This window comes from Streptomyces sp., from assembly GCF_035645055.1.
Lineage (GTDB): Bacteria > Actinomycetota > Actinomycetes > Streptomycetales > Streptomycetaceae > Streptomyces.
On record NZ_DASQNH010000071.1, the window covers coordinates 12,870 to 36,938 of the forward strand.

24 protein-coding genes and 1 tRNA gene are annotated in these 24,069 nt (G+C 70.8%); 9 read left to right on the plus strand and 16 right to left on the minus strand.

The window, feature by feature from the left end; genetic code table 11:
- Nucleotides 1-171: 171 nt before the first annotated feature.
- Nucleotides 172-879, plus strand: coding sequence for a helix-turn-helix transcriptional regulator (locus VE614_RS23205; protein ID WP_324940517.1), 708 nt, complete (start codon nt 172-174; stop codon nt 877-879).
- A gap of 56 nt (nt 880-935) precedes the next feature.
- Here the strand turns inward: VE614_RS23205 and VE614_RS23210 are convergent, their stop codons facing one another.
- Both VE614_RS23210 and VE614_RS23215 read right to left on the minus strand, forming a co-directional pair.
- A complete protein-coding gene (locus tag VE614_RS23210) occupies nt 936-1,274 on the minus strand; it encodes a hypothetical protein (protein WP_324940441.1) in 339 nt (112 codons plus the stop codon).
- A 20-nt stretch (nt 1,275-1,294) separates the two neighbouring features.
- Nucleotides 1,295-2,983 carry a sodium:solute symporter family protein gene (locus VE614_RS23215; protein WP_324940444.1) on the minus strand — a complete coding sequence of 563 codons (1,689 nt, stop codon included), beginning with the start codon at nt 2,981-2,983 and terminating at the stop codon, nt 1,295-1,297.
- Between the two features lie 121 nt (nt 2,984-3,104).
- Between VE614_RS23215 and galT the strand changes: the two genes are divergently transcribed.
- Genes galT through galK form a run of 3 tightly spaced genes read left to right on the plus strand, consistent with a single transcriptional unit; the run spans nt 3,105 to nt 6,321 of the window.
- Nucleotides 3,105-4,187, plus strand: a complete 1,083-nt coding sequence (gene galT / locus VE614_RS23220) for a galactose-1-phosphate uridylyltransferase (RefSeq protein WP_324940447.1) — start codon at nt 3,105-3,107, stop codon at nt 4,185-4,187.
- Entirely contained in the window at nt 4,187-5,164 is a 978-nt protein-coding gene (gene galE / locus VE614_RS23225; RefSeq protein ID WP_324940449.1) for a UDP-glucose 4-epimerase GalE, read from the plus strand. The genes galT and galE overlap by 1 nt, the downstream gene beginning before the upstream one ends.
- 2 nt (nt 5,165-5,166) lie before the next feature.
- Complete coding sequence (galK, locus tag VE614_RS23230) at nt 5,167-6,321, plus strand: galactokinase (RefSeq protein WP_324940450.1); 1,155 nt, start codon at nt 5,167-5,169, stop codon at nt 6,319-6,321.
- On the opposite strand, the gene VE614_RS23235 is transcribed toward galK, so the two are convergent.
- Entirely contained in the window at nt 6,318-6,815 is a 498-nt protein-coding gene (locus VE614_RS23235; RefSeq protein WP_324940453.1) for a GNAT family N-acetyltransferase, read from the minus strand. The two genes, galK and VE614_RS23235, sit on opposite strands and share 4 nt — an antisense overlap.
- A 257-nt stretch (nt 6,816-7,072) precedes the next feature.
- On the opposite strand from VE614_RS23235, the gene VE614_RS23240 reads away from it, so the two are divergent.
- Nucleotides 7,073-7,852, plus strand: a complete 780-nt coding sequence (locus VE614_RS23240) for a response regulator transcription factor (protein WP_324940456.1) — start codon at nt 7,073-7,075, stop codon at nt 7,850-7,852.
- On the opposite strand, the gene tamR is transcribed toward VE614_RS23240, so the two are convergent.
- A complete protein-coding gene (tamR, locus tag VE614_RS23245) occupies nt 7,811-8,308 on the minus strand; it encodes a MarR family transcriptional regulator TamR (protein WP_086171256.1) in 498 nt (165 codons plus the stop codon). The two genes, VE614_RS23240 and tamR, sit on opposite strands and share 42 nt — an antisense overlap.
- Nucleotides 8,309-8,403: 95 nt before the next feature.
- Here tamR and VE614_RS23250 point away from each other — a divergent pair, with 95 nt between their 5' ends.
- Complete coding sequence (locus VE614_RS23250; RefSeq protein WP_324940459.1) at nt 8,404-9,219, plus strand: trans-aconitate 2-methyltransferase; 816 nt, start codon at nt 8,404-8,406, stop codon at nt 9,217-9,219.
- Here the strand turns inward: VE614_RS23250 and VE614_RS23255 are convergent.
- Both VE614_RS23255 and VE614_RS23260 read right to left on the minus strand, forming a co-directional pair.
- Nucleotides 9,216-9,893 (minus strand): TetR/AcrR family transcriptional regulator, encoded by a 678-nt coding sequence (locus tag VE614_RS23255; RefSeq protein ID WP_324940462.1) that lies wholly within the window; start codon nt 9,891-9,893, stop codon nt 9,216-9,218. The two genes, VE614_RS23250 and VE614_RS23255, sit on opposite strands and share 4 nt — an antisense overlap.
- A complete protein-coding gene (locus tag VE614_RS23260) occupies nt 9,890-10,903 on the minus strand; it encodes an acyl-CoA desaturase (RefSeq protein ID WP_324940465.1) in 1,014 nt (337 codons plus the stop codon). Before VE614_RS23260 ends, VE614_RS23255 begins: the two co-directional genes overlap by 4 nt.
- A gap of 290 nt (nt 10,904-11,193) precedes the next feature.
- Between VE614_RS23260 and ppc the strand changes: the two genes are divergently transcribed.
- Nucleotides 11,194-13,926, plus strand: coding sequence for a phosphoenolpyruvate carboxylase (gene ppc / locus VE614_RS23265; RefSeq protein WP_324940468.1), 2,733 nt, complete (start codon nt 11,194-11,196; stop codon nt 13,924-13,926).
- 103 nt (nt 13,927-14,029) lie between these two features.
- Here ppc and VE614_RS23270 read toward each other — a convergent pair whose 3' ends face one another.
- The 8 genes from VE614_RS23270 to VE614_RS23305 all read right to left on the minus strand — a co-directional run bounded on the left by VE614_RS23270 (nt 14,030) and on the right by VE614_RS23305 (nt 20,258).
- Nucleotides 14,030-14,770, minus strand: a complete 741-nt coding sequence (locus VE614_RS23270; protein ID WP_324940471.1) for an LPXTG cell wall anchor domain-containing protein — start codon at nt 14,768-14,770, stop codon at nt 14,030-14,032.
- Between the two features lie 172 nt (nt 14,771-14,942).
- On the minus strand, nt 14,943-15,431 hold the full coding sequence (locus VE614_RS23275; RefSeq protein ID WP_324940474.1) for a hypothetical protein: 489 nt from the start codon (nt 15,429-15,431) through the stop codon (nt 14,943-14,945).
- Between the two features lie 54 nt (nt 15,432-15,485).
- The gene (gene pth / locus VE614_RS23280; protein WP_324940477.1) at nt 15,486-16,088 is read right to left on the minus strand and encodes an aminoacyl-tRNA hydrolase; all 603 of its coding nucleotides are present in this window, start codon (nt 16,086-16,088) and stop codon (nt 15,486-15,488) included.
- A gap of 80 nt (nt 16,089-16,168) precedes the next feature.
- The gene (locus VE614_RS23285) at nt 16,169-16,768 is read right to left on the minus strand and encodes a 50S ribosomal protein L25/general stress protein Ctc (protein WP_324940480.1); all 600 of its coding nucleotides are present in this window, start codon (nt 16,766-16,768) and stop codon (nt 16,169-16,171) included.
- Between the two features lie 208 nt (nt 16,769-16,976).
- Nucleotides 16,977-17,957 carry a ribose-phosphate diphosphokinase gene (locus VE614_RS23290; RefSeq protein WP_324940483.1) on the minus strand — a complete coding sequence of 327 codons (981 nt, stop codon included), beginning with the start codon at nt 17,955-17,957 and terminating at the stop codon, nt 16,977-16,979.
- A 139-nt stretch (nt 17,958-18,096) separates the two neighbouring features.
- Nucleotides 18,097-19,545, minus strand: coding sequence for a bifunctional UDP-N-acetylglucosamine diphosphorylase/glucosamine-1-phosphate N-acetyltransferase GlmU (gene glmU, locus VE614_RS23295; RefSeq protein ID WP_324940485.1), 1,449 nt, complete (start codon nt 19,543-19,545; stop codon nt 18,097-18,099).
- A gap of 122 nt (nt 19,546-19,667) precedes the next feature.
- Nucleotides 19,668-19,743: transfer RNA gene (locus VE614_RS23300), tRNA-Gln, on the minus strand.
- Nucleotides 19,744-19,757: 14 nt separating this feature from the next.
- Nucleotides 19,758-20,258 (minus strand): hypothetical protein, encoded by a 501-nt coding sequence (locus VE614_RS23305; protein WP_324940487.1) that lies wholly within the window; start codon nt 20,256-20,258, stop codon nt 19,758-19,760.
- Here VE614_RS23305 and VE614_RS23310 point away from each other — a divergent pair.
- Nucleotides 20,257-21,573: a sensor histidine kinase gene (locus VE614_RS23310; RefSeq protein ID WP_324940488.1), complete on the plus strand. Its 1,317-nt coding sequence runs from the start codon at nt 20,257-20,259 to the stop codon at nt 21,571-21,573. The genes VE614_RS23305 and VE614_RS23310 overlap by 2 nt on opposite strands.
- A 4-nt stretch (nt 21,574-21,577) precedes the next feature.
- Here the strand turns inward: VE614_RS23310 and VE614_RS23315 are convergent, their stop codons facing one another.
- Together VE614_RS23315 and VE614_RS23320 are read right to left on the minus strand one after the other, a co-directional pair.
- A complete protein-coding gene (locus VE614_RS23315) occupies nt 21,578-22,072 on the minus strand; it encodes an SUKH-3 domain-containing protein (RefSeq protein WP_324940491.1) in 495 nt (164 codons plus the stop codon).
- A 41-nt stretch (nt 22,073-22,113) separates the two neighbouring features.
- The gene (locus VE614_RS23320) at nt 22,114-22,629 is read right to left on the minus strand and encodes a YwqJ-related putative deaminase (protein WP_324940493.1); all 516 of its coding nucleotides are present in this window, start codon (nt 22,627-22,629) and stop codon (nt 22,114-22,116) included.
- A gap of 419 nt (nt 22,630-23,048) precedes the next feature.
- On the opposite strand from VE614_RS23320, the gene VE614_RS23325 reads away from it, so the two are divergent.
- Nucleotides 23,049-24,062, plus strand: a complete 1,014-nt coding sequence (locus tag VE614_RS23325; protein ID WP_324940495.1) for an SMI1/KNR4 family protein — start codon at nt 23,049-23,051, stop codon at nt 24,060-24,062.
- The last annotated feature ends 7 nt before the right edge of the window (nt 24,063-24,069 follow it).

The following is a 24,069-nucleotide window of genomic DNA, read 5'->3' on the forward strand; positions in this document are numbered from 1 at the left end:
GGGGCACTTCTCATCAGGAGGGGGCAGCGCAACGTCGAACAAGCGTGTAGCTTCCGGGGGCATGAAAAGGACGTGGGAGCCGGGGGGCCCCGCGCCGGGGGTTCCAGGGTCTGTCCGAGTGATCTCGTGGGCAGCCATAGAGGCGTCCACAGGGGGGACTGGGGGTTGCTCGTGGGAGTGCGGCTCATGGTGGTCGACGACCACCGTCTGCTCGCCGAGGCGCTGGCCTCGGCGCTGAAGCTGCGCGGGCACCGGGTGCTGGCCGCCGCGGCTCCCGCCGCGGGGGCGGCGGAGCTGGTGATCACCCGGGCGCCGGAGGTGTGCCTGCTGGGCACGGCACAGCCGGCGGAGCCGGGCGCCTTCGATCCGGTGGTGCGGATCAAGCGGGAGCGCCCGCAGGTGGCGGTCCTGGTGCTGGGGCCGGTGCCGTCCCCGCGGGGCATCGCGGCGGCGTTCGCGGCGGGGGCCTCCGGGTACGTCCGCCACGACGAGCGCATAGAGGGGGTCGAGCGGGCCATCATGAAGGCCAGGGCGGGCGAGGCGGCCGTCGCCCCGGCCCTGCTCCAGGGCGCCTTCGCGGAACTGCTCAACCCGGCAGCCCAGCCCGACGACGAGGGCCAGCGCCTGCTGGAGATGCTGACCCCGCGCGAGATCGAGGTCCTGGTCCGGGTCGCCGACGGCGAGGACACCCGCCTGATCGCCGCCGGCATGGGCATCGCCCCCTCGACGGCCCGCACCCATGTCCAGCGGGTCCTGATGAAGCTGGGCGTCGGCTCCCGCCTGGAAGCGGCGGCCCTGGCGGCCCGCACGGGCCTGCTGGACCGCGCGGGCCCCGTGCGCCGGTACGGCAGCGCCCCGGAGACGGACCCGGAGCACTGAGCGGCCCCGGCCCCGGCCCCGGGACGTGTCCGGTGGCGGTCACCCGGTCGTGTGAGTCATTCCGTCCCGGGCCGCTCCTCCGGGATGGCCTCCAGGGGCGGGGGAGCGGCGGGGCGGAGCTTCAGCCAGATCAGGAAGAACAGGCCGAGGGCCAGCATGCCGAGACCGGTCCACAGGTTGATGTTGACGCCCTGGGCCTTGTCGATCGCGGCGTCGCCGTCCGTCAGGCCGGTGATCGTGACGATGACGCCGTAGATCACGAAGAGGCCGCCGATGATGCGGCGGATGTCGAAGAGCCGGGCGGCCGTCGCGGACTTGCCCTGCAGCTCGGTGACTTCCCGCTGGACGTCCTTCTCGGTGAAGCCGTGGGGGGAGTGCTCGGGGTGTTCGGACATGGTCTTTCCATCCTCCCGCGTCAGAACGAGAACGGGATGTAGCAGAGGGCGGCCAGGACGACGGCGCCCCAGCCGAGCAGCGCCGGCTTGCGGTACCAGGCGTCGTCGCCCTCGGCGGGCGGCTCGGACATGCCGGGGGAGCGGGTGCCGTAGACCAGGCCCTGCAGCTCCCCGGCCGGCTTCGGCTCGGTGAAGAGCGAGACCGCGACCATGACGACCGCGCCGGCGACGAAGCCCGCGATCGCGGAGACGAAGTTGGCGCCCTGGTCGGAGGGGATGTCGACGATGTCCTGCTTGTAGAGGACGAAGTAGTTCACCATCGCGGCGGTGGTGCCCGCGGCCAGGCCCCAGAAGCCGGACTTCATCGACGCCCGCTTCCAGAACATGCCGATGATGAAGACCACGAACATCGGCACGTTGAAGAAGGAGAAGAGCGTCTGGAGGTAGCTCATGATGTTCGAGAACGACGACGCGAGGAACGCCGTGCCGATCGAGGCGAGCACGCCGATCGCGGTGATCAGCCGGCCGAACCGCACGTAGTAGGCGTCCTCGCGGTCGCGGACCACGTACTTCGCCCAGATGTCGGTGGTGAAAACGGTGTTGAAGGACGACACATTGGCCGCCATGCCGGCCATGAAGGCCGCCAGCAGACCGGTGACCGCGATGCCGAGCACACCGTTGGGCAGCAGCGCTTCCATCAGGTACGGGATGGCGTCGTTGTACTGGAGGTCCGAGCCGGAGGTGCCGATCCTCGGCACCAGGGCGGCGGCGACCAGGCCCGGGATCATCACCAGGAAGACGATGAAGATCTTCGGGAAGGCGGCGATCAGCGGGGTGCGCTGGGCGGCGGAGAGGTTCTTCGCGGACAGCGCGCGCTGCACCTCGGCGAAGTTCGTCGTCCAGTAGCCGAAGGACAGCACGAAGCCGAGGCCGAGGACGATGGTCAGCCAGTTGGCGCCCAGCGGGTTGTCGCTGCCGATGCCGGTGCCGCCCCAGGAGGTCATGAAGTCACCACCGTGCTGCGCGGTGAGCTTGCCGGACAGCCCGTCCCAGCCGCCGACCGACTTCAGGCCGAGCACGGTGATGGGGATGAGCGCCGCGAGGATCACGAAGAACTGGAGCACCTCGTTGTAGATCGCCGAGGACAGGCCGCCCAGGGTGATGTAGGCGAGGACGAAGAATCCGGCGACCACGATCGCCACCCACTCGGGCCAGCCCAGCAGCGCCTCGACGACGATGGCGAGCGCGTAGAGGTTGACGCCGGCGATGAGGACGGCGGCGAAGGCGAACAGGATCGAGCTGAGCAGGTGCGCGGCCTTGTCGAAGCGCAGCAGCAGGAACTCGGGGACCGAGCGGACCTTGGAGCCGTAGTAGAAGGGCATCATCACCAGGCCGAGGAAGACCATGGCCGGGATGGCGCCGATCCAGTACCAGTGGGTGGTGTAGACGCCGTACTGGGCGCTGTTGGCGGCCATGCCCAGGATCTCGGTGGCGCCGAGGTTGGCGGCGATGAACGCGAGTCCGGTGACCCAGGCGGGCAGGGAGCGGCCGGAGAGGAAGAAGTCGAGGCTGGTCTTGACCGAGCGGCGGGCGGCGAAGCCGATGCCGAGGACCACGACGAAGTAGATGCCGAGGATGGTGTAGTCGAGCCAGTTCGTAGGGAGTCGAAGCTCGGCCGCGAGGTGGACGTGCTGTGGGGGGATCTGCATCCGGGCCTCACCTTGCTTGGGGTTCTTTGTTCGGTTGTGATGGTGACCGGCGTGGGGGTTTGTGCTTTGATGTGTTCGGTTCTGTTGGAAGCGTTGCCGGGTGTACGGATGGAGCGTGGCGGTGAAGAAGACCTCGACCCGCTTGGCGGACGGTCGTGAGCTCATCTACTACGACCTGCGGGACGACGCCGTGCGCGACGCGGTGGACCGCCGCCCGCTGGAGCCGACCGTCACCGCTTCGGAGGTGCGCCGCGACCCCCTGCTCGGGGACTCCGTCGCCATCGCCTCGCACCGGCAGGGCCGCACCTACCACCCGCCGGCCGACGAATGCCCCCTGTGCCCGTCCGAGGGCGAGCGGCTGAGCGAGATCCCCGACTCCTCGTACGACGTCGTCGTCTTCGAGAATCGTTTCCCCTCCCTGGCCGGCGACTCCGGCCGGTGCGAGGTCGTCTGCTTCACCTCGGACCACACCTCCTCCTTCGCCGATCTCGGCGAGGAGCAGGCGCGGCTGGTCCTGGACGCCTGGACCGACCGGACGTCGGAGCTCTCCCATCTGCCCTCCGTGGAACAGGTGTTCTGCTTCGAGAACCGCGGAGCCGAGATCGGGGTCACGCTCCAGCACCCGCACGGCCAGATCTACGCCTACCCGTTCACCACCCCGCGCACCGCCCTGATGCTGCGTTCGCTCGCCGCCCACAAGGAGGCCACCGGCGGGGAGAACCTGTTCGACTCGGTCCTGGAGCGCGAGCTGGCCGGCGAGCGGGTCGTCCTTGAGGGTGAACACTGGGCGGCCTTCGTGCCGTACGCCGCGCACTGGCCGTACGAGGTCCACCTGTACCCGAAGCGCCGCGTGCCCGATCTGCTCGCCCTCGACGAGGACGCGCGCTCAGAGTTCCCCCAGGTTTATCTGGAACTCTTGAGGCGCTTCGACCGGATCTTCGACGGGCGGGAGGGAGGGGAGGGTGCCGCGGGAGAGCCTCCGACGCCGTACATCGCGGCCTGGCACCAGGCTCCGTTCGGCCAGCTGGCGGATTTTGAGGGCGTCACCCGTGACGACTTCGCCCTCCACCTGGAGCTTTTCACCATCCGAAGGACTTCCGGCAAGCTGAAGTTTCTCGCGGGTTCCGAGTCCGGCATGAACGTGTTCATCAACGACGTGCCGCCGGAGCGCGCGGCCGAGCGACTGCGAGAGGTAGCGAGTTGATGAGCGGTAAGTACCTGGTCACCGGTGGCGCGGGATACGTCGGCAGTGTGGTCGCCCAGCATCTGCTGGAGGCGGGCGCCGAGGTCACCGTCCTGGACAACCTCTCCACCGGCTTCCGCGAGGGCGTGCCCGCCGGGGCCGCTTTCATCGAGGGCGACATCCGCGACGCCGCCAAGTGGCTCGACCCCTCCTACGACGCCGTCCTGCACTTCGCCGCCTTCTCCCAGGTCGGCGAGTCGGTGGTGCATCCGGAGAAGTACTGGGACAACAACGTCGGCGGCACCCTCGCCCTGCTCGGCGCCATGCGCGAGGCGGGCGTGCGCACGCTCGTCTTCTCCTCCACGGCGGCCACCTACGGCGAGCCCGTCAGCACGCCGATCACCGAGACCGACCCGACCGCCCCCACCTCCCCCTACGGGGCGTCCAAGCTCGCCGTCGACCACATGATCACCGGCGAGGCGAAGGCCCACGGCCTCGGCGCGGTCTCGCTGCGCTACTTCAACGTGGCCGGCGCCTACGGGAGGTACGGCGAGCGCCACGACCCCGAGTCCCACCTCATCCCGCTGGTCCTCCAGGTCGCCCAGGGCCGCCGCGACGCCATCTCCGTCTACGGCGACGACTACCCGACCCCGGACGGCACCTGCGTCCGTGACTACATCCACGTCGCCGACCTGGCCGAGGCCCACCTGCTGGCCCTGAAGGCCGCAAGCCCCGGCGAGCACCTGATCTGCAACCTCGGCAACGGCAACGGCTTCTCCGTGCGCGAGGTCATCGAGACGGCCCGCCGGGTCACCGGCCACCCCATCCCGGAGGTCCCGGCCCCCCGCCGGGGCGGCGACCCCGCGGTCCTGGTGGCCTCCGCGGACGCGGCCCGCGAGAAGCTGGGCTGGAACCCGTCCCGCGCGGACCTCGCGGGCATCGTGGCGGACGCGTGGGAGTTCGCGCGGCACAACGCAAGCATCGCAAGGGAGCAGTGAGAGTGGGCGCACAGCAGGTGCGGGACGGCTTCGCCGAGCTGTACGGAGCCGAACCCGAGGGTGTCTGGGCGGCTCCCGGCCGCGTCAACCTCATCGGTGAGCACACCGACTACAACGACGGCTTCGTGATGCCCTTCGCGCTGCCGCACACCGCGCTCGCGGCGGTCTCGCGGCGCACCGACGGCCGTCTGCGGCTGCACTCCGCCGACGTCGAGGGCGGCGTCGTCGAACTGCGGGCCGACGAGCTGGCCCCCGAGTCGGACCAGGACTGGACGGCCTACCCGGCGGGCGTGGTCTGGGCGCTGCGCCAGGCCGGGCACGCGGTGACCGGCGCGGACATCCACCTCGCCGCCACCGTCCCGGCGGGCGCCGGCCTGTCCTCGTCGGCGGCCCTGGAGGTGGTGGTCGCGCTCGCCCTGAACGACCTGTACGAGCTGGGCCTGAAGGGCTGGCAGCTGGCCCGCCTGTGCCAGCGCGCCGAGAACGTCTACGTCGGCGCACCGGTCGGCATCATGGACCAGACGGCCGCCGCCTGCTGCACCGAAGGCCACGCCCTGTTCCTGGACACCCGGGACCTGTCGCAGCGGCAGATCCCCTTCGACCTGGCGGCCGAGGGCATGCGGCTGCTGGTCGTCGACACCCAGGTCAAGCACGCGCACAGCACCGGCGAGTACGGCAGGCGCCGCGCGGGCTGCGAGAAGGGCGCGGCCCTGCTCGGCGTGGACGCCCTGCGGGACATCCCGTACGGGGAGCTGGACGCGGCACTGGGACGGCTCGGCGACGACGAGGAGGTGCGCCGCCTGGTCCGCCACGTGGTGACCGAGGACGAGCGCGTCGAGCGGGTGGTCGGCCTGCTGGAGTCGGGCGAGACGCGGGCCATCGGCCCGGTGCTGACGGAGGGCCACGCCTCGCTGCGCGACGACTTCCGTATCTCCTGCCCGGAGCTGGACCTGGTGGTCGACACGGCGCTGGCCTCCGGTGCGCTCGGCGCCCGGATGACCGGCGGCGGTTTCGGCGGCTCGGCGATCGTGCTCGCCGAGGCGGCGGACGTCGACACCATCACCAAGGCGGTCGAAGAGGCCTTCGCGGCGGCCGGTTTCACGGCCCCGCGGGTGTTCGAGGCGGTGCCGTCGCCGGGGGCGCGACGGATCGGCTAGCGCCGCCCCGCCCGGAGCGGGTTCATCCGGAACCCCTTCGTCCGGAACCGTTTCACCAGGGTGTACTCCGTGATCCCCGGCGGATAGTCGGGGATCACGCACACCACCTCGTAGCCCTGCTTCTTGTAGAACTCCGGGGCCTGGAAGTCCCAGGTCTCCAGCCGCGCCGCCCCGCAGTCGCGTTCGTCGCGGGCGATCCGCTCCGCCTCCGCCAGCAGCCGGCCGCCCAGGCCCGCTCCCCGGTGGCGTTCGTCCACCCACAGGTACGTCACCTGAAGCCAGGTCGCCCAGGTGTGCCCGACGAGCCCGCCCGCCAGCTCCCCCTCCGCGTCCAACGCCCAGACGTGCAGCGGGGCTTCGCGCTCCCCCGGCGTGCCCCGAAGCGCCGCCACGACCGGTGAGGCCGCGGCGTTGGTGTCGGCCAGCCGTGAACGGAGAAGATCGCGCCGGGCCTTGTCGATTTCTGTCTCAAGACGAAACATGCGGCTCACCATAAACGTGCCCGACCGCCAGTTCTGCAAATAACCTTCCGTCGCGGCCCCCCGCCCGTACTCTGAGGATCGGCACCGGTGGGGGCCGGTGCTGTTCAGGGGGCGAGACAAAGTCGGGTACGGCGCCCGGCGCGGGGGCAGCAGTCAGGCACGGCGGCGGCCGTGCGGTGGCGGTTGCGAAGCCCCAGGGCGTCGTACCCGCGCGTCGTACCGCGCCGGTGTTGTGTTCTCCGGGTCTGTCCGGACCAGTGGGGGTTTCAGTGGTTCGCATCCGAGTCCTGGTCGTCGACGACCACCGCATCTTCGCCGAGTCGCTGGCGGCGGCCCTGGCCGCGGAGCCGGACGTCGAGGTGTCCGCGGCGGGCAGCGGCCCGGCCGCGCTGCGCTGCCTGGAGCGGGCCGCGGCCGAGGGCCGGCGGTTCGACGTGCTGCTCGTCGACGCCGACCTGGGCGGAGGCGGCCCCGGCATACGGCCCGCGGTGGCGGCCGTGCCCCCGCAGCGGGAGAGCGGCGAGGACGGCGTCGTCGACGGGATCTCCCTGGTCGCCGGGGTGCGCGCGGCGCAGCCCGGGGTACGGATCGTGGTGCTCGCGGAGAAGGACGACCCCCGCCGGGCGGCGCTGGCGCTTCAGGCGGGCGCCTCCGGATGGGTCGCCAAGGACTGCTCGCTGTCCCGGCTGCTCACCGTGATCCGCGGGGTGCTGCGGGACGAGACGCATCTGCCGCCGGCGCTGCTCACCGGGGTGCTGCGCGAGCTGACCGCCGCCCGCCGGCACCGCACCGAGAGCGAGCGGCTGGTGGAGTCGCTGACCCCGCGGGAGCGGGAGGTGCTGCGCTGCATGGTGGCCGGGCTGGGCCGCAAGGCGGTCGCCGAGCGGCTGTTCCTCAGCCCGCACACGGTGCGGACGCATATGCAGAACGTGCTGGGCAAGCTGGGCGTGCACTCCACGCTGGCCGCCGTCGCACTCGCCCGGCGGGCCGGGGTGGGGCCGGCCGACCTAACCGGGGATGTTGTCGAACGGGGCGGTCAGCTGGCGTAGCAGGGCGGCGAGTTCGCCGCGCTGGGCGCGGGACAGCTCGGCCAGGATGGCGCGCTCCTGGTCCAGCAGTCCGGCCAGTGCCTGGTCGGCGCGGTCGCGGCCCTCGGCGGTGAGCCGGACCAGCACGCCGCGTCGGTCACTGGGGTCGGGCAGCCGCTCGACCAGGCCCTTCTTGGCGAGCCGGTCGATCCGGTTGGTCATCGTGCCGGACGTGACCAGGGTCTGGGTCAGCAGCTGGCCCGGCGAGAGCTGATAGGGCGTGCCCGCGCGCCGCAGCGCGGTGAGCACGTCGAACTCCCAGGGCTCCAGGCTGTGCTCGGAGAAGGCCAGCCGGCGGGCGCGGTCCAGATGCCGGGCGAGCCTGCTCACCCGGCTGAGCACCTCGAGCGGTTCCACGTCGAGGTCAGGGCGCTCCCGGCGCCACGCTGCGACCAGCCGATCGACCTCGTCCTCCATGACGATCAGTGTAGTGGTTGTGTCGACATGAAGTCTCTTGACGTCAAGAGATTGCGGGGGGCAGCCTGGACACCGTCGACGACAGGAGGCCCCGCATGCCCACCCCGACCTGGGACCCGGCCCAGTACCTGCGCCACGCCGGCCACCGCGCCCGCCCCTTCACCGACCTCCTCGCCCGCGTTCCCGACCTCCCCGGGGACCCGCCGCGCATCGCCGACCTCGGCTGCGGCCCCGGCAATGTCACCGCGCTGCTCGCCCGCCGCTGGCCCACCGCCCGCGTCACCGGCTACGACAACGCGCCCGAGATGCTCGCGAAGGCCTGCGCCGGACCGACCGGGGACGGCGGCCGGCTGGACTTCGCCCACGCCGACGTCCGCACCTGGACGCCCACCGAGCCGCACGATCTGATCATCAGCAACGCCACCCTGCACTGGGTCCCCGGGCACACCGACCGCTTCCCCGACTGGATCGCCGCGCTCGCCCCCGGCGGCACCCTGGCCTTCCAGATCCCCGGCAACTTCGACGCCCCCAGCCACCGCCTGCTGCGGGACCTGGCGGACTCGCCGCGCTGGCGGAACCGACTGTCCGGAGTCCTGCGCCACGAGAACGCCGTGCGCACACCGGTGGAGTACCTGAACCGCCTGACGGCCCTCGGCTGCGACACCGACGCCTGGGAGACGACGTACGTCCACCTGCTGCCCGGCGAGGACCCGGTCCTGGACTGGGTGAAGGGCACCGCCCTGCGCCCGGTCCTCACGGCGCTCGCCGGTGATCCCCGGGCGCGGGAGGAGTTCGTACGCGACTACCGTGAGGCCCTGCGGAAGGCGTATCCGGCGAGCGGGCACGGCACCCCGTTCCCGTTCCGCCGGATCTTCGCGGTGGCCCGCAAGGAGGGCCCAGGCGGACGCTAGCTCTTGCGGTGCCCGATCAGCCGCGGCTTCGGCTCCAGCCCGTCCAGGCCGTGCCACGCCAGGTTCACCAGATGCGCCGCGACCTCCGCCTTCTTCGGGCGGCGGACCTCCAGCCACCACTGGCCGGTCAGGGCGACCATGCCGACCAGGGCCTGGGCGTAGAGAGGGGCCAGCTTGGGGTCGAAACCGCGGCTCTTGAACTCCTTGCCGAGGATGTCCTCCACCTGGGTGGCGATGTCGGAGATCAGCGAGGCGAAGGAGCCCGTCGACTGGGGGATGGGGGAGTCGCGGACGAGGATCCGGAAGCCGTCCGTGTACTCCTCGATGTAGTCCAGCAGGGCGAACGCCGCCTGTTCGAGGAGTTCGCGGGGGTGCCCGGCCGTCAGCGACCCGGTCACCATGTCCAGCAGGCGTCGCATCTCGCGGTCGACGACGACCGCGTACAGCCCCTCCTTGCCACCGAAGTGCTCGTACACCACCGGCTTCGAGACCCCCGCCTTCGCGGCGATCTCCTCCACCGACGTGCCCTCGAAGCCCTTCGCGGCGAAGAGGGTGCGACCGATCTCCAGCAGCTGCTGGCGACGCTCCGCACCGGTCATTCGGGTACGGCGCGTACGCCGCGGCTTGTCACTGCTCGAGGTACTGCTGGAGTCGGTCGCCACGGCGTCAATCATGCCGCCTCGGCGGTTTCCTTCCGGCGCCGGGAGCGGTCTTCCCCGGTGTCCCGCCGGGAATCGATACGCGAGCGTGACGGCCACCGCACGTCATACGCCCAGCCGAGCTGTTCGAACCAGCGGATCAGCCGGGCGGAGGAGTCGAGCTGGCCGCGCAACACGCCGTGGCGCGCCGAGGTGGGGTCCGCGTGGTGCATGTTGTGCCAGGACTCGCCGCAGGACAGGATCGCCAGCCACCACACGTTGCCCGAGCGGTCCCGGGACTTGAACGGACGCTTGCCCACCGCGTGGCAGATCGAGTTGATCGACCACGTCACATGGTGCAAGAGCGCCACCCGCACGAGTGAACCCCAGAAGAACGCGGTGAACGCGCCCCACCAGGACATCGTCACCAGACCGCCGATCAGCGGGGGCAGGCCCAGGGAGACGACCGTCCACAGCACGAACGTGCGGGAGATCGTCCGCAGCGTCTTGTCCTTGATCAGGTCCGGGGCGTACTTGTCCTGCGGGGTCTGCTCCTCATCGAACATCCATCCGATGTGAGCCCACCACAGGCCCTTGATCAGCGCCGGCACGGTCTCGCCGTACTTCCACGGGGAGTGCGGGTCGCCCTCCGCGTCGGAGAACTTGTGGTGCTTGCGGTGGTCGGCGACCCAGCGCACGAGCGGGCCCTCCACCGCCATCGACCCGGCGATCGCCAGCGCGATCTTCAACGGGCGCTTGGCCTTGAACGAACCGTGGGTGAAGTGCCGGTGGAAGCCGATCGTGATGCCGTGACAGCCGAGGTAGTAGAAGAAGACCAGCAGGCCGAGATCCAGCCAGCTCACCCCCCAGCCCCACGCCAGCGGCACGGCCGCGAGCAGCGCGAGGAACGGGACGATGATGAACAGGAGCAGAGTGATCTGCTCGACGGACCGCTTCTTCTCGCCACCCAGGGTGGCGGAAGGCGTCGTCGCGGTCTCGGAGGTCGACTTCGTGGCGTTGTCGATCACATCGGAGCTTGGGGTCATGGGCGTCCCCTGTGGGGTCGAGGGTCGTGACGGGGCGCCGGGGCCCGGAACCGTGGACAAGACCTACGGTTCCGTAACCTACGGCGTCGTAAGTATGGCAGCGCGTCGCCGGGCGGCAAGGGCCCGAGAGCCTGCGCATCCGTGTGGACACCTATCCTTGGAGTCGGTCGGACAGCGCGGTCCGCTCTGTTTACTTCCCGGATGTCCGGACCGTATGCGGCAGCCGCCGCAGCGAGACGCCGTCCGGGTTCCCTCCCAGACGAGCTTCAACACTGCAAGGAGCCGCACCTGTGAGCAGTGCCGACGACCAGACCACGACGAACAGCAGCGCGCTGCGCGCCGACATCCGCCGACTGGGTGATCTCCTCGGTGAGACCCTGGTGCGGCAGGAGGGCCCGGAGCTGCTGGAACTCGTCGAGAAGGTACGCCGCCTCACCCGCGAGGACGGCGAGGCCGCCGCCGAGCTGCTGCGCGGCACGGAACTGGAGACCGCGGCCAAGCTGGTCCGCGCCTTCTCCACCTACTTCCACCTGGCCAACGTCACCGAGCAGGTGCACCGCGGCCGTGAGCTGCGCGCCAAGCGCGCCGCCGAGGGCGGCTTGCTCTCCCGTACGGCCGACCGGCTGAAGGACGCCGACCCCGAGCACCTGCGCGAGACGGTCCGCCACCTCAACGTGCGCCCCGTCTTCACCGCGCACCCCACCGAGGCCGCCCGCCGCTCGGTCCTCAACAAGCTCCGCCGCATCGCCGCCCTGCTGGACACCCCGGTCCTCGACTCCGACCGGCGCCGCCACGACGTCCGGCTCGCCGAGAACATCGACCTCGTCTGGCAGACCGACGAACTGCGCGTGGTGCGTCCGGAGCCCGCCGACGAGGCCCGCAACGCCATCTACTACCTGGACGAGCTGCACGCGAACGCCGTCGGCGACGTCCTGGAGGACCTCACCGCCGAACTGGAGCGCGTCGGCGTCAAGCTCCCCGACGACACCCGCCCGCTCACCTTCGGCACCTGGATCGGCGGCGACCGCGACGGCAACCCCAACGTCACCCCCCAGGTCACCTGGGACGTCCTCATCCTCCAGCACGAACACGGCATCAACGACGCCCTGGAGATGATCGACGAGCTGCGCGGCTTCCTCTCCAACTCCATCCGCTACGCCGGAGCCACCGAGGAACTGCTGACCTCCCTCCAGACCGACCTGGAGAACCTGCCCGAGATCAGCCCCCGCTACAAGCGGCTCAACGCCGAGGAGCCCTACCGGCTCAAGGCCACCTGCATCCGGCAGAAGCTGGAGAACACCAAGCAGCGCCTCGCCAAGGGCACCCCGCACGAGCCCGGCCGCGACTACCTCGGCACCGGCCAGCTGCTCCAGGACCTGACGCTCATCCAGACCTCCCTGCGTGAGCACCGCGGTGCCCTGTTCGCCGACGGGCGGATGGACCGCACCATCCGCACCCTGGCCGCCTTCGGCCTCCAGCTCGCCACCATGGACGTCCGCGAGCACGCCGACGCCCACCACCACGCCCTCGGCCAGCTCTTCGACCGGCTCGGCGAGGAGTCCTGGCGGTACGCCGACATGCCGCGCGACTACCGCACCAAGCTGCTCGCCAAGGAACTGCGCTCCCGGCGCCCGCTCGCCCCCAGCCCCGCGCCCGTCGACGCGGCCGGCGAGAAGACCCTCGGTGTCTTCCAGACCGTCAGGAAGGCCCTGGAGGTCTTCGGACCCGAGGTCATCGAGTCGTACATCATCTCCATGTGCCAGGGCGCCGACGACGTCTTCGCCGCCGCCGTCCTCGCCCGCGAGGCCGGACTGATCGACCTGCACGCCGGCTGGGCCAAGATCGGCATCGTGCCGCTGCTGGAGACCACCGACGAGCTGAAGGCCGCCGACACCATCCTGGAGGACATGCTCTCCGACCCGTCCTACCGGCGCCTGGTCGCGCTGCGGGGCGACGTCCAGGAGGTCATGCTCGGCTACTCCGACTCCTCGAAGTTCGGCGGCATCACCACCAGCCAGTGGGAGATCCACCGCGCCCAGCGCCGCCTGCGCGACGTCGCCCACCGCTACGGCGTCCGCCTGCGCCTCTTCCACGGCCGCGGCGGCACCGTCGGCCGCGGCGGCGGCCCCACCCACGACGCGATCCTCGCCCAGCCCTGGGGCACCCTGGAGGGCGAGATCAAGGTCACCGAGCAGGGCGAGGTCATCTCCGACAAGTACCTCATCCCCTCCCTGGCCAGGGAGAACCTGGAGCTGACCGTCGCGGCCACCCTCCAGGCCTCCGCCCTGCACACCGCCCCCCGCCAGTCCGACGAGGCCCTCGCCCGCTGGGACGCCGCCATGGACGTCGTCTCCGACGCCGCCCACGGCGCCTACCGGCGCCTGGTCGAGGACCCCGACCTGCCCGCGTACTTCTTCGCCTCCACCCCCGTCGACCAGCTCGCCGACCTGCACCTGGGCTCCCGGCCGTCCCGCCGCCCCGACTCCGGCGCCGGACTCGACGGCCTGCGCGCCATCCCATGGGTGTTCGGCTGGACCCAGTCCCGGCAGATCGTCCCCGGCTGGTTCGGCGTCGGCTCCGGCCTGAAGGCGCTGCGCGAGGCAGGCCTGGACAGCGTGCTCGACGAGATGTACGGGCAGTGGCACTTCTTCCGGAACTTCGTCTCCAACGTCGAGATGACCCTCGCCAAGACGGACCTGAGGATCGCCCGCCACTACGTCGACACCCTCGTCCCCGACGAGCTCAAGCACGTCTTCGACACCATCAGGGCCGAACACGAGCTGACCGTCGCCGAGGTCCTGCGCATCACCGGCGAGGACGAACTCCTCGACGCCCAGCCCGTCCTCAAGCAGACCTTCACCATCCGCGACGCCTACCTGGACCCGATCTCCTACCTCCAGGTCGCCCTCCTCAAGCGCCAGCGCGACGCCGCGGCCGCCGGCGAACAGCCCGACCCGCTGCTCGCCCGCGCCCTGCTGCTCACCGTCAACGGCGTGGCCGCGGGCCTGCGCAACACCGGCTGACCCCCGGCCCGGTCCAGGACCTCCCGGGCACACGACGGCGCCCCCGGGCTCACTGCGAGTCCGGGGGCGCCGTTTCGTTCCACGCGGCGGCCGACGCCGTACGTCAGCCCTGCCGGGCCCGGCGGCGGCGCGTCAGCAGGAAGCCGCCCGCACCGACCAGCGCGGCGGCGATGCCCGCCAGCAGGCCGACGGGGGCGCTGCTGCCGGTCTCGGCGAGGTCGCCCTGCGCACCGCCACCGCCCTGCGCGGACGGGGACGACGACCCGGCCGGAGCGGCCTCGCCGCCCGCCGGAGCGCTCGCCGACGCCCCCGCCGAACCGCTCCCCGCGGCACCCGCCGGAGCGGACGCGCTCGGTGCGGCCGACGGCGCCTGCGAGGCACCGGAGGACTGCGACGGTGTGGCCGACGGCGTCGCAGCGGGCTGTCCGCCCTTGTCCTCCTCGCAGTCCGTCCAGAACACCTTGTGCTTGGCGGCGCCCTTCTCGCCGTCGAAATTCCAGAACAGCTTGTAGTGGCCGTCGGGCAGGGACAGGTCGCCGGTGCGGCCGTGGCCCTCGCCGTCCAGGGTCAGGGAGCCGGACTTCACCGTCTCGCCCTTGACGCCGGCGGTCGGCGCCCAGGACTCGATGTGCCAGTCCACCTGCTGGCCCGCGTCGAAGCCGAACGCGTCCAGGTAGAAGGTGCAGACGTGCGGCTCGTTCTTGCGCAGCTCCTCGCCGGTGGCCGCGTCATGGATCTTGACGGTGCCGTTGTCACCCGGCGGGGTGGCGTGGGCGGCGGGGGACAGCAGCAGCGCTGCCGCGGCGACGGCGGACACGGCGCCGGCGCGAGTGAGGGTTCGCATGAAGCAGTCAGTCCATCTTCGAGTGACGAACGGGGAAGATGTGGAGGGGGCGGTTCAGCTTCCGGCAGGTTCCGATCACGGATCAAGCACGATCAGGCAACGCACAGAGTCTCCACGGTGTGGAGAACGGCGAAATGGGACCGCACGTGTCGGGTGAGCGGAAAATCGGCGGTCAGACGGCCAGGAACGCCCCGGTGATCAGGGCGACCCCCGACCCCGCCAGCACCCACGCCGCCCGCGTCCGGCGCAGACCACCCGCCACCACCACCGACGCCAGCAGCAGCGCCCCGCCCAGCGGCACCCAGGAGTGGAGCACCCCGGCGGGCCCGGAGCGCACGGCCTCGTCACCGTCCGGCTTCATGACGACGGTGTACGTACGCCCCTCGCGCACCGCGGCCGAGTCCTCGACGACCACCCGCTCCCGGGGCGGCGAACCCTGCGACAACGGCGTGTACGGCCCCACGCAGACACCGCCGCCGCAATCGGCCAGCTCGACGGTCCCGCGCTCCCGCCCCTTGGTCAGCATCACGTACTGGGCGGACCCCCACGAGGCCCACACCCCGGCGACCAGGATCAGCGCCGTGACGGCACTCATCGCCGCGCACCGGCCGAAGCGCAGCACGGCGACGGCACCCTGACGGGAGACGACCGCAGAAGGCATGGCCGCGATCCTTGGCCATGCCTGCACCTCAGGTCAACTTCACCGGGGGATACGTCACGAGTTGTACGTGCCCTGCGCCCGCTCCAGCCCCTCGATCACCAGGCACTCCACCGCGTCCGCCGCCCGGTCCACGAACCAGTCCAGCTCCTTGCGCTCCGCCGAGGAGAAATCCTTCAGCACGAAATCCGCCACCTGCATCCGCCCCGGCGGCCGCCCGATCCCGCACCGCACCCGGTGATAGTCCGAACCCATCGCCTTCGTCATGGACTTCAGCCCGTTGTGCCCGTTGTCACCGCCGCCCAGCTTCAGCCGCAGCGCCCCGTAATCGATGTCCAGCTCGTCATGCACCGCCACGATGTGCGCCACCGGAACCTTGTAGAAATCCCGCAGCGCGTTGACCGGACCACCCGACAGATTCATGAAGGACATCGGCTTCGCCAGAATCACGCGCCGGTTCGCCGGCCCCGGCGGACCGATCCGGCCCTCCACCACCTGCGCCTGCGCCTTGCCCGCCCGCTTGAACCTGCCCCCCATCCGCTCCGCCAGCAGATCCACCACCATGAAGCCGACGTTGTGCCGGTTCATCGCGTACTCCGGCCCCGGATTCCCCAGCCCCACGATCAGCCAGGGCGCACCCGCATCGGTCGTCACGTCCATCTCTCCTTGGATACGCGCCAGCCGCCGTCCCCCACGGAAAACCCCGGGGAAACAGCGGCTGACGACGACAGAACTGAGGATCAGGCTTCGGCGGACTCTTCGCCGCCCTCGGCCTGCTCACCCTCCGCCGGCTCCTCGGCCTGCGCGGCCAGGATCTGCAGGACGACAGTGTCCTCCTCGACGGCCAGGGTCACACCGTTCGGCAGCGCGATGTCCTTGGCCTGGATCGAGGCACCGGCCGCCAGACCCTCCACGGACACGGTCAGCTGCTCCGGGATGTGCGTGGCCTCGGCCTCGACCGGCAGCGCGTTCAGCACGTGCTCCAGCAGGTTGCCACCCGCGGCCAGCTCGCCCTCGGCGACGACCGGGATCTCGACCGTGACCTGCTCGCCCCGCTGGACCAGCTGCAGGTCGACGTGCTCCAGGAAGCCCTTCAGCGGGTCACGCTGCACGGACTTCGGGATCGCCAGCTCCTGCGACTTGCCGTCGATGTCCAGCGAGATCAGGACGTTCGGCGTACGCAGCGCCAGCAGCAGGTCGTGACCCGGGAAGGTCAGGTGCAGCGGGTCGGAGCCGTGGCCGTACAGCACACCCGGAACCTTGTTGTCACGGCGGATACGACGGGCGGCACCCTTACCGAACTCGGTACGGGTCTCGGCGGTGAGCTTCACCTCGGACATGATGATCACTCCTCGTAGAAAGCGGAACGGACGGGTCACCCGGCCACGAACGGCCTGCTACGAAGAGCGCGTCGATAACGGACCGCCGTACACACGCGTACGGCCTCCCTCGCCGAGCAACTGCAACAGAGTACTCGGCGAGGGAGGCCGCAGAAAAATCGATCAGGCTGAGCCCGGAAGACCTGACCCGGAACCTGACGCGGAAGACCTACTGCTCGTCGAACAGGCTCGTCACCGAACCGTCCTCGAACACCTCACGCACCGCCCGCGCGATCGTCGGAGCGATCGACAGCACCGTCAGCTTGTCCAGATCCTGGCTCAGCTCACCCGGCGTCGGCAGCGTGTTCGTGAACACGAACTCACTCACCCGCGAATTCTTCAGCCGGTCCGCCGCCGGACCCGACAGCACGCCGTGCGTCGCCGTCACGATCACATCCTCCGCACCGTGCGCGAACAGCGCGTCCGCCGCGGCACAGATCGTCCCACCCGTGTCGATCATGTCGTCGACCAGGACACACACCCGGCCCTTGACCTCACCCACGACCTCGTGGACCGTCACCTGGTTCGCCACGTCCTTGTCGCGCCGCTTGTGCACGATCGCCAGCGGCGCACCCAGCCGGTCGCACCAGCGGTCCGCGACCCGCACCCGGCCCGCGTCCGGCGACACCACCGTCAGCTTCTCCCGGTCCACCTTCCGGCCCACGTAGTCCGCCAGCAGCGGCAGCGCGAACAGGTGGTCCACCGGACCGTCGAAGAAACCCTGGATCTGATCCGTGTGCAGGTCGACCGTGAGAATCCGGTGCGCACCAGCCGTCTTCATCAGATCCGCGATCAGACGCGCCGAGATCGGTTCACGACCACGGTGCTTCTTGTCCTGCCGCGCGTAACCGTAGAACGGCACGATCACCGTGATGGAACGCGCCGACGCCCGCTTCAGCGCGTCGATCATGATCAGCTGCTCCATGATCCACTTGTTGATCGGAGCCGTGTGGCTCTGGATCAGGAAGCAGTCCGCGCCACGCGCCGACTCCTGATAGCGGACGTAGATCTCGCCGTTCGCGAAGTCGAAGGCCTTCGTCGGGACTACCCCGACACCCAGCTGGTGGGCGACCTCCTCGGCAAGCTCGGGGTGGGCGCGGCCGGAGAAGAACATCATCTTCTTCTCGCCGGTCGTCTTGATCCCGGTCACAGCACTTTCTCCTCAGAGGTGTCTCAGCTGGATGTTGACACGACGTCTTGCAGCTGGGGCGCGAGAAACGTCGTCTCAGCTGGTGGGGTGCGGGTGTGCACTTATCACGGTACGCCGTTACAGACGCACCTGTTTCCGGTCAGCCTTCGCCATCCGGCTCCCGGGAAGCCGCCTCGGCCGCCTTCGCCGCAGCACTCCCCGGACGCTTGCGCGCCACCCAACCCTCGATATTCCGCTGCTGACCACGGGCCACAGCGAGCGAGCCGGGCGGCACATCCTTGGTGATCACAGAGCCGGCAGCCGTATAGGCACCGTCCCCGATCGTGACAGGAGCCACAAACATGTTGTCCGAACCGGTACGGCAGTGCGACCCGACGGTCGTGTGGTGCTTCTCCTGACCGTCGTAGTTCACGAACACGCTCGCCGCACCGATGTTCGTGTACTCACCGATCGTCGCGTCCCCCACATACGACAGATGCGGCACCTTCGTGCCCTCACCGATCGACGCGTTCTTCGTCTCGACGTACGTCCCGATCTTGCCCTTACGGCCCAGCCGCGTTCCCGGCCGCAGATACGCGAACGGACCCACCGTCGCCTCCGCCCCCACCGTCGCGCCCTCGGCCACCGTGTTGTCCACCCGCGCCCCCGCGCCGACCCTGGTGTCCCTCAGCCGGCTGTTCGGACCCACCTCGCACCCCTCCGCGAGATGCGTGGCGCCCTGCAACTGCGTACCCGGATGCACCACCACGTCCTGCCCGAACGTCACCGTGACATCCACCCACGTCGACGCCGGATCCACCACCGTGACCCCCGCCAGCATCGCCCGCGTCAGCAGCCGGTCGTTCAGGATCCGCCGCGCCTCCGCCAGCTGCACCCGGTTGTTGATCCCCGCGATCTCCCGGTGATCACCCGCCACCGACGCACCCACCCGGTGCCCGGCCTCCCGCAGGATCCCCAGGACGTCCGTCAGGTACTCCTCGCCCTGGCTGTTGTCCGTGCGGACCTTCCCCAGCGCCTCCGCCAGCAGCCGGCCGTCGAACGCGAACACCCCGGAGTTGATCTCCCGGATCACCCGCTGCGCCTCGGTCGCGTCCTTGTGCTCGACGATCGCGGTGACGGCACCCGTCGCCTCGTCCCGGATGATCCGGCCGTAACCGGTCGCGTCCGGGACCTCCGCGGTCAGCACGGTCACCGCGTTGCCGTCCGCGGCATGCGTGTCCGCGAGCTGCCGGAGCGTGTCGCCGGTCAGCAGCGGAGTGTCCCCGCACACCACCACGACCGTGCCGTCGACGCCGCCGCCCAGCTCCTCCAGGCCCATCCGGACGGCGTGCCCGGTGCCGTTCTGCTCCGCCTGCACGGCGGTGCGGACGCCGGGGGCGACCTCCGCGAGATGCGCGGTGACCTGCTCGCGGGCGTGCCCGACCACGACGACGAGATGCTCCGGCTTCAATTCACCGGCCGCGGCCAGCACATGCCCCACGAGACTGCGTCCGCAGAGCTCGTGCAGGACCTTGGGTGTGGCCGACTTCATACGGGTGCCCTCACCCGCTGCGAGAACGACGACGGCTGCCGGGCGAATGGCGCTCACGGGATGCCCTTCGGCTGTGGAGTGGGGTGTGGACAACCGCAGGATACCGGGGGCGTTTCGGGGGGAGACGAGAGCGGGTCCTGACGTGGCAGTCAGGACCCGAACCTAGGTCTTGTGAGCTGTGGCTCCCCCGCAAGGATTCGAACCTTGTCCTGCTAGATCCAAAATCTAGTGTGCTGCCAGTTACACCACGGGGGACAGCGCTTCAGACCTTACCGGAGACGTGCCTGCGCCTGGGCCACGATTCCGTCCCACCAGCCATCGACGCGGGTGTACGGATCAGCGCTCTGCGGCACCGAGACGACCAGGCAGCCGTGGTAGTCGTCGCCGGTGTTCTTCCGGACGGTCTTCGGATTGTGTTTCTTGAGCGTCGCCTCCTGGAAGACGGACGAGTCGACGTCCGAGATGTCCGCCCAGCGGCGTTGGGCGGCGTCCACGTCCGCGGACTCGTGGATGACTGAGCTCCTGGAGCAACCCAGCTCAAGCTGGATCTGGTCGTACGTCCACCCTTGCCTGCGCAGTTCGCGCGCCCTCTCGCGGAGGTCGTCCTTGGCGTTCGGGTGCCGGCGGCGCAGGGCGACCGCCTGTTCGCGCAGTCCCTCGAAGTCGGCGCACTCGCGGGTTTCGTTGGTATTCGATGAGGAGGTGTGGTGTAGGCCAGTCGTCGAAACTCGCCGGAAAAGGCCGCCCCGCCGCCCGTAGGCTGGAGGCATGACCACGACGGGGGACGAACACACGGAGGCCCGGTCGGGGCCGTGGTGGTGGGAGAGACGGCGCGGTGCGGTGCTCGACTGGAGCCTCGCGCTGCTGTCGGCGCTGGAGTGTTCGGTGGAGGGGTATCCCTTCGCGCAGGACGCGGGGATTCCGGAGGCGGCGGGGGTCGCGTTCGGTGTGGTGGCCGGTTCGACGTTGCTGTGGCGTCGCAGGTGGCCGATCGCCGTCGTGCTGGTGTCGATCGCGATCTCGCCGGCGCAGATGGGCCTGCTGCTGACGGTCGTCGGCCTGTACACGCTGGCCGCGTCGGAGCTGCCGCGCCGGATCATCGCCGCGCTGGCGGGGATGTCGCTGGCGGGGACGCTGGTGGTGACGCTGGTGCGGGCGCAGCAGGACATGGCGCGGGGCGAGGTGGAGCTGAGTGTGGGGGACTGGTTCGTCCCGTTCATCTCGATCACCGCGTCGCTGGGGGTGACGGCGCCGCCGTTGCTGCTGGGGCTGTATGTGGGGGCGCGGCGGCGGCTGATGGAGAGTCTGCGGGAGCGGGCGGATTCGCTGGAGCGGGAGCTTCAGTTGCTCGCGGAGCGGGCGGAGGAGCGGGCCGAGTGGGCGCGGAGCGAGGAGCGGACGCGGATCGCTCGGGAGATGCATGACGTGGTCGCGCATCGGGTGAGTCTGATGGTGGTGCACGCGGCGGCGTTGCAGGCGGTGGCGCGGAAGGATCCCGAGAAGGCGGTGAAGAATGCCGTACTGGTCGGGGACATGGGGCGGCAGGCGCTGACCGAGTTGCGGGAGATGCTGGGGGTGCTGCGTTCGGGGGAGGGCGCGGGGCGGCGTTCGGGGGCGTCGGTGCCGCTGGCGGCGGTGGGCGCGGCGGCGGCCGCTGCGGCGTCGCGGGCGGAGGACGAGTCGGGGGAGGGGCCCTGTCTGTCGGAGCTGGACGAGTTGATCGGGCAGTCGGCGGCGACGGGGCTGGTGGTGGACCTGTCGGTGGAGGGGGAGGCGCGGGCGTACGCGCCGGAGGTGGAGCAGACGGCGTATCGGGTGGTGCAGGAGGCGCTGACGAACGTCCACAAGCATGCGGCCGGGGCGAAGACGTATGTGCGGTTGGCGCATCGGGCGTCGGAGATCGCGATGCAGGTGGAGAACGAGCCCCCGTCGGAGTCGTCGTCGGCGTCGTCGGCCCGGTTGCCGTCGGGGGGTAACGGGCTGGTGGGGATGAAGGAGCGGGTCGTCGGGCTGGGCGGGGTGTTCGTGTCGGGGCCGACGGATGCGGGGGGTTTCCGGGTGTCGGCGGTGATCCCGGCGTCGTAGGGGCTCAGCCGGCCGTCAGTCGTACGGGTTCCAGGCCTGCCACGAGGGTGGTGAGGGCGTGGTCGATGTCGGGGCCGAGGTACCAGTCGCCGGTGTGGTCGAGGGCGTAGACGCGGCCTTCGGAGTCGATGGCGAGGATGGCCTGGGTGTCGGTTTCGGTGCCGAGGGGGCTGACCTGGGTGTCGAGCGCGCGGCCGAGGTCGCCGAGGGTGCGGGCCAGGTGGAGGCCGTGCAGCGGGTCGAGGTGGAGGGCGGCGGGGGCGAGCTGGCGGCCGGGGCCGGTGGGGTTGATGTGGAGACCGCCGAATTCGGCCCAGGCTTCCACGGCGGCGGGGAAGACGGCGTGCCGGTGTCCGTTGGGTGAGGTGTGTTCGCGCAGGGCGTCGGCCCAGATCTCCGCTTGTTTGATGTCCCAGCGGCCGGGTTGCCAGCCGGCGGCGCGCAGGGCGGCGTCGACGGGGACGGAGAAGCGGGTGGTTGAGGTGCGGTCGGTGTGCATCTGCCCTGTTCGGTCGTGTGGTGGTGGGGCGGCTGTGGGGGTCAGTCGTCGGTGGCGGTGGGGTCGACGACGCGGACGCCGAAGTGGGCGCTGAGGGCGGTGCAGGCGCGGCAGGGGGCGGCGAAGCTGCCGTGTAGGGGGTCGCCGTCCTCGCGGATGCGGCGGGCGGTGAGTTTGGCCTGTTTGAGGGCTTTGCGGGCTTCGCCGTTGGTCATGGGCCGGCGGGCGGCGCGCTTGCTGCGGGCGGCGTCGGCGGTGGTGAGGTGGCGGGAGATGAGGATGGTTTCGGCGCAGCGGCCGGTGAAGCGGTCGCGCTGGGCGCTGGTGAGGGTGTCGAGGAAGTCCTTCACGAGGGGGTGGAGGGCGGGGGGCTGGTCGCCGCGGGCGGCGGTTCCGGTGAGGGTGGTGCCGCGGACGGAGAGGGCGGCGGCGACGGTGGGGAGTATGCCGTCGCGGCGGTGGCGCAGGGTGGGGGCGGGGCGGTCGTCGGGGGCGCTCCAGCCGACGCGGGGGTCGCCGGAGGCGCTGGTGTGCGGTCCTGTTTGTGTGGCGTTCATGGTGGTGTTTCCCCTCGCGTGCATCCCCCCGGCGGACACAGAGTGCCAAATGCCGTGGCTGCTGCGGAAGCTGGGGCGGGGTGGAGACGCACGGTCGGGGGTGGGCTGTCACGTGGTGGTGACGTGATGGTGACGGTGTGTCAGCGTCGGGGGGTGGGCTGCGGTGTTCCGGGCGGGTGGTGTGCGAGGGGGCGGGGTGGTGGTCCGGGGGTGCGGAAGGTGTCGTTCCGGTGGTGTGGGGTGGGCGTGACCGGCGCCGGTGACCGGTTTCCCGGTACCGCATAGGCTGTCGGCACCGCGTCGCGCGCGGTCGGCGTGCTGGACCGAGGGGCGCCGTCGGAGCAGAGAAGTCGATACGGGGCGTAGTGGCCGGAGTCGGTCGTTACGTGTCGTACAGAGTGCCGCAGGGGGCAACCGCCATGACGACAGGTGGGCTCGGGCTGGGGGCACCTCCCGGCCGCCAGGCCGGGGGAGGAGCCGCGCCGCCGAACGCGGCCTACGCCGGGCAGGTCGTGCATTTTCCGGATCCGGTCCGGGCGGCCCGTCATCCGAGAGGGGTGCGGGTGGACGAGCGCGGCTATCCCGACTTCTCGCCGTACGCGCGGGCGGCGGCGGAGATCGCGGAACCGCCGGAGGGTTTCGGTGTCGACGAGCTGCGGCTGACCGACTACGTCTCGGCGAACGCGGCGCTGGCGGCGTCCGGGCACGAGTTGTGGGACACGATCCCGGCGGTGGCGACGCCGCACGGCTGGACCTGGCATCACGTGGTGGGGTCGCGGCGGCTTGAGCTGGTGCCGGTCGAGGTGAAGGCGTTGCTGCGGCATCACGGCGGGATCGCGACGGCGCCGGTGGACCAGGGCAAGCGGGGCACGCGGCCGTTGCAGGAGACGCGTCCGGCGCATTTCGGGCTGCCGAAGTCGGGTGTGGCGGTGAGCGAGGCGCAGGTGCAGGGGGTCGAGGAGGATCTCGGCTACCGGCTGCCGGGCGCCTACCGGTCGTTCCTGAAGGCGGCGGGCGGGTGCGCGCCGGTGGGTACCGCGCTGGACGCGGAGCTGGGGCTGCTGATCGACCAGCCGTTCTTCACGGTGCGGGACGAGGCCGCGGTGAACGACCTGGTGTATGTCAACAAGTGTCTGCGGGATCACCTGACCAAGGACTATCTGGGGGTCGGGTTCGTGCAGGGCGGTCTGCTCGCGGTGAAGGTGAAGGGCGAGCGGGTCGGTTCGGTGTGGTTCTGCGCGTACGACGACGCGCGGGACGTGGATCCGGCGGTGCCGCCCGCCGAGCGCGTGGAGCGGCTGCTGCTGCCGTGCGGGGACGACTTCGACGTGTTCCTGTCGCGGTTGGCGGGCAGTCCGCCGGAGCTGGAGACGGTGGCGAACTTGATGGTGGACGGCGGTTTCGCGCGGTCCGTGCCGGTGTCCGGGGAGTGAGCTGACC

Coding starts and splice junctions, on each gene's coding strand:
- VE614_RS23285 (WP_324940480.1), bottom strand. CDS start 16,768: ATGTCCGAGGTGAAGCTCACCGCCGAGACCCGTACCGAGTTCGGTAAG.
- VE614_RS23275 (WP_324940474.1), bottom strand. CDS start 15,431: ATGCCTTCTGCGGTCGTCTCCCGTCAGGGTGCCGTCGCCGTGCTGCGC.
- VE614_RS23325 (WP_324940495.1), top strand. CDS start 23,049: ATGACGACAGGTGGGCTCGGGCTGGGGGCACCTCCCGGCCGCCAGGCC.
- VE614_RS23310 (WP_324940488.1), top strand. CDS start 20,257: ATGACCACGACGGGGGACGAACACACGGAGGCCCGGTCGGGGCCGTGG.
- galE (WP_324940449.1), top strand. CDS start 4,187: ATGAGCGGTAAGTACCTGGTCACCGGTGGCGCGGGATACGTCGGCAGT.
- VE614_RS23255 (WP_324940462.1), bottom strand. CDS start 9,893: ATGATTGACGCCGTGGCGACCGACTCCAGCAGTACCTCGAGCAGTGAC.
- VE614_RS23320 (WP_324940493.1), bottom strand. CDS start 22,629: ATGAACGCCACACAAACAGGACCGCACACCAGCGCCTCCGGCGACCCC.
- VE614_RS23260 (WP_324940465.1), bottom strand. CDS start 10,903: ATGACCCCAAGCTCCGATGTGATCGACAACGCCACGAAGTCGACCTCC.
- pth (WP_324940477.1), bottom strand. CDS start 16,088: ATGGACGTGACGACCGATGCGGGTGCGCCCTGGCTGATCGTGGGGCTG.
- tamR (WP_086171256.1), bottom strand. CDS start 8,308: ATGGAGGACGAGGTCGATCGGCTGGTCGCAGCGTGGCGCCGGGAGCGC.
- VE614_RS23315 (WP_324940491.1), bottom strand. CDS start 22,072: ATGCACACCGACCGCACCTCAACCACCCGCTTCTCCGTCCCCGTCGAC.
- VE614_RS23215 (WP_324940444.1), bottom strand. CDS start 2,983: ATGCAGATCCCCCCACAGCACGTCCACCTCGCGGCCGAGCTTCGACTC.
- VE614_RS23270 (WP_324940471.1), bottom strand. CDS start 14,770: ATGCGAACCCTCACTCGCGCCGGCGCCGTGTCCGCCGTCGCCGCGGCA.
- VE614_RS23250 (WP_324940459.1), top strand. CDS start 8,404: ATGCCCACCCCGACCTGGGACCCGGCCCAGTACCTGCGCCACGCCGGC.
- VE614_RS23210 (WP_324940441.1), bottom strand. CDS start 1,274: ATGTCCGAACACCCCGAGCACTCCCCCCACGGCTTCACCGAGAAGGAC.
- VE614_RS23235 (WP_324940453.1), bottom strand. CDS start 6,815: ATGGTGAGCCGCATGTTTCGTCTTGAGACAGAAATCGACAAGGCCCGG.
- VE614_RS23305 (WP_324940487.1), bottom strand. CDS start 20,258: ATGCCTCCAGCCTACGGGCGGCGGGGCGGCCTTTTCCGGCGAGTTTCG.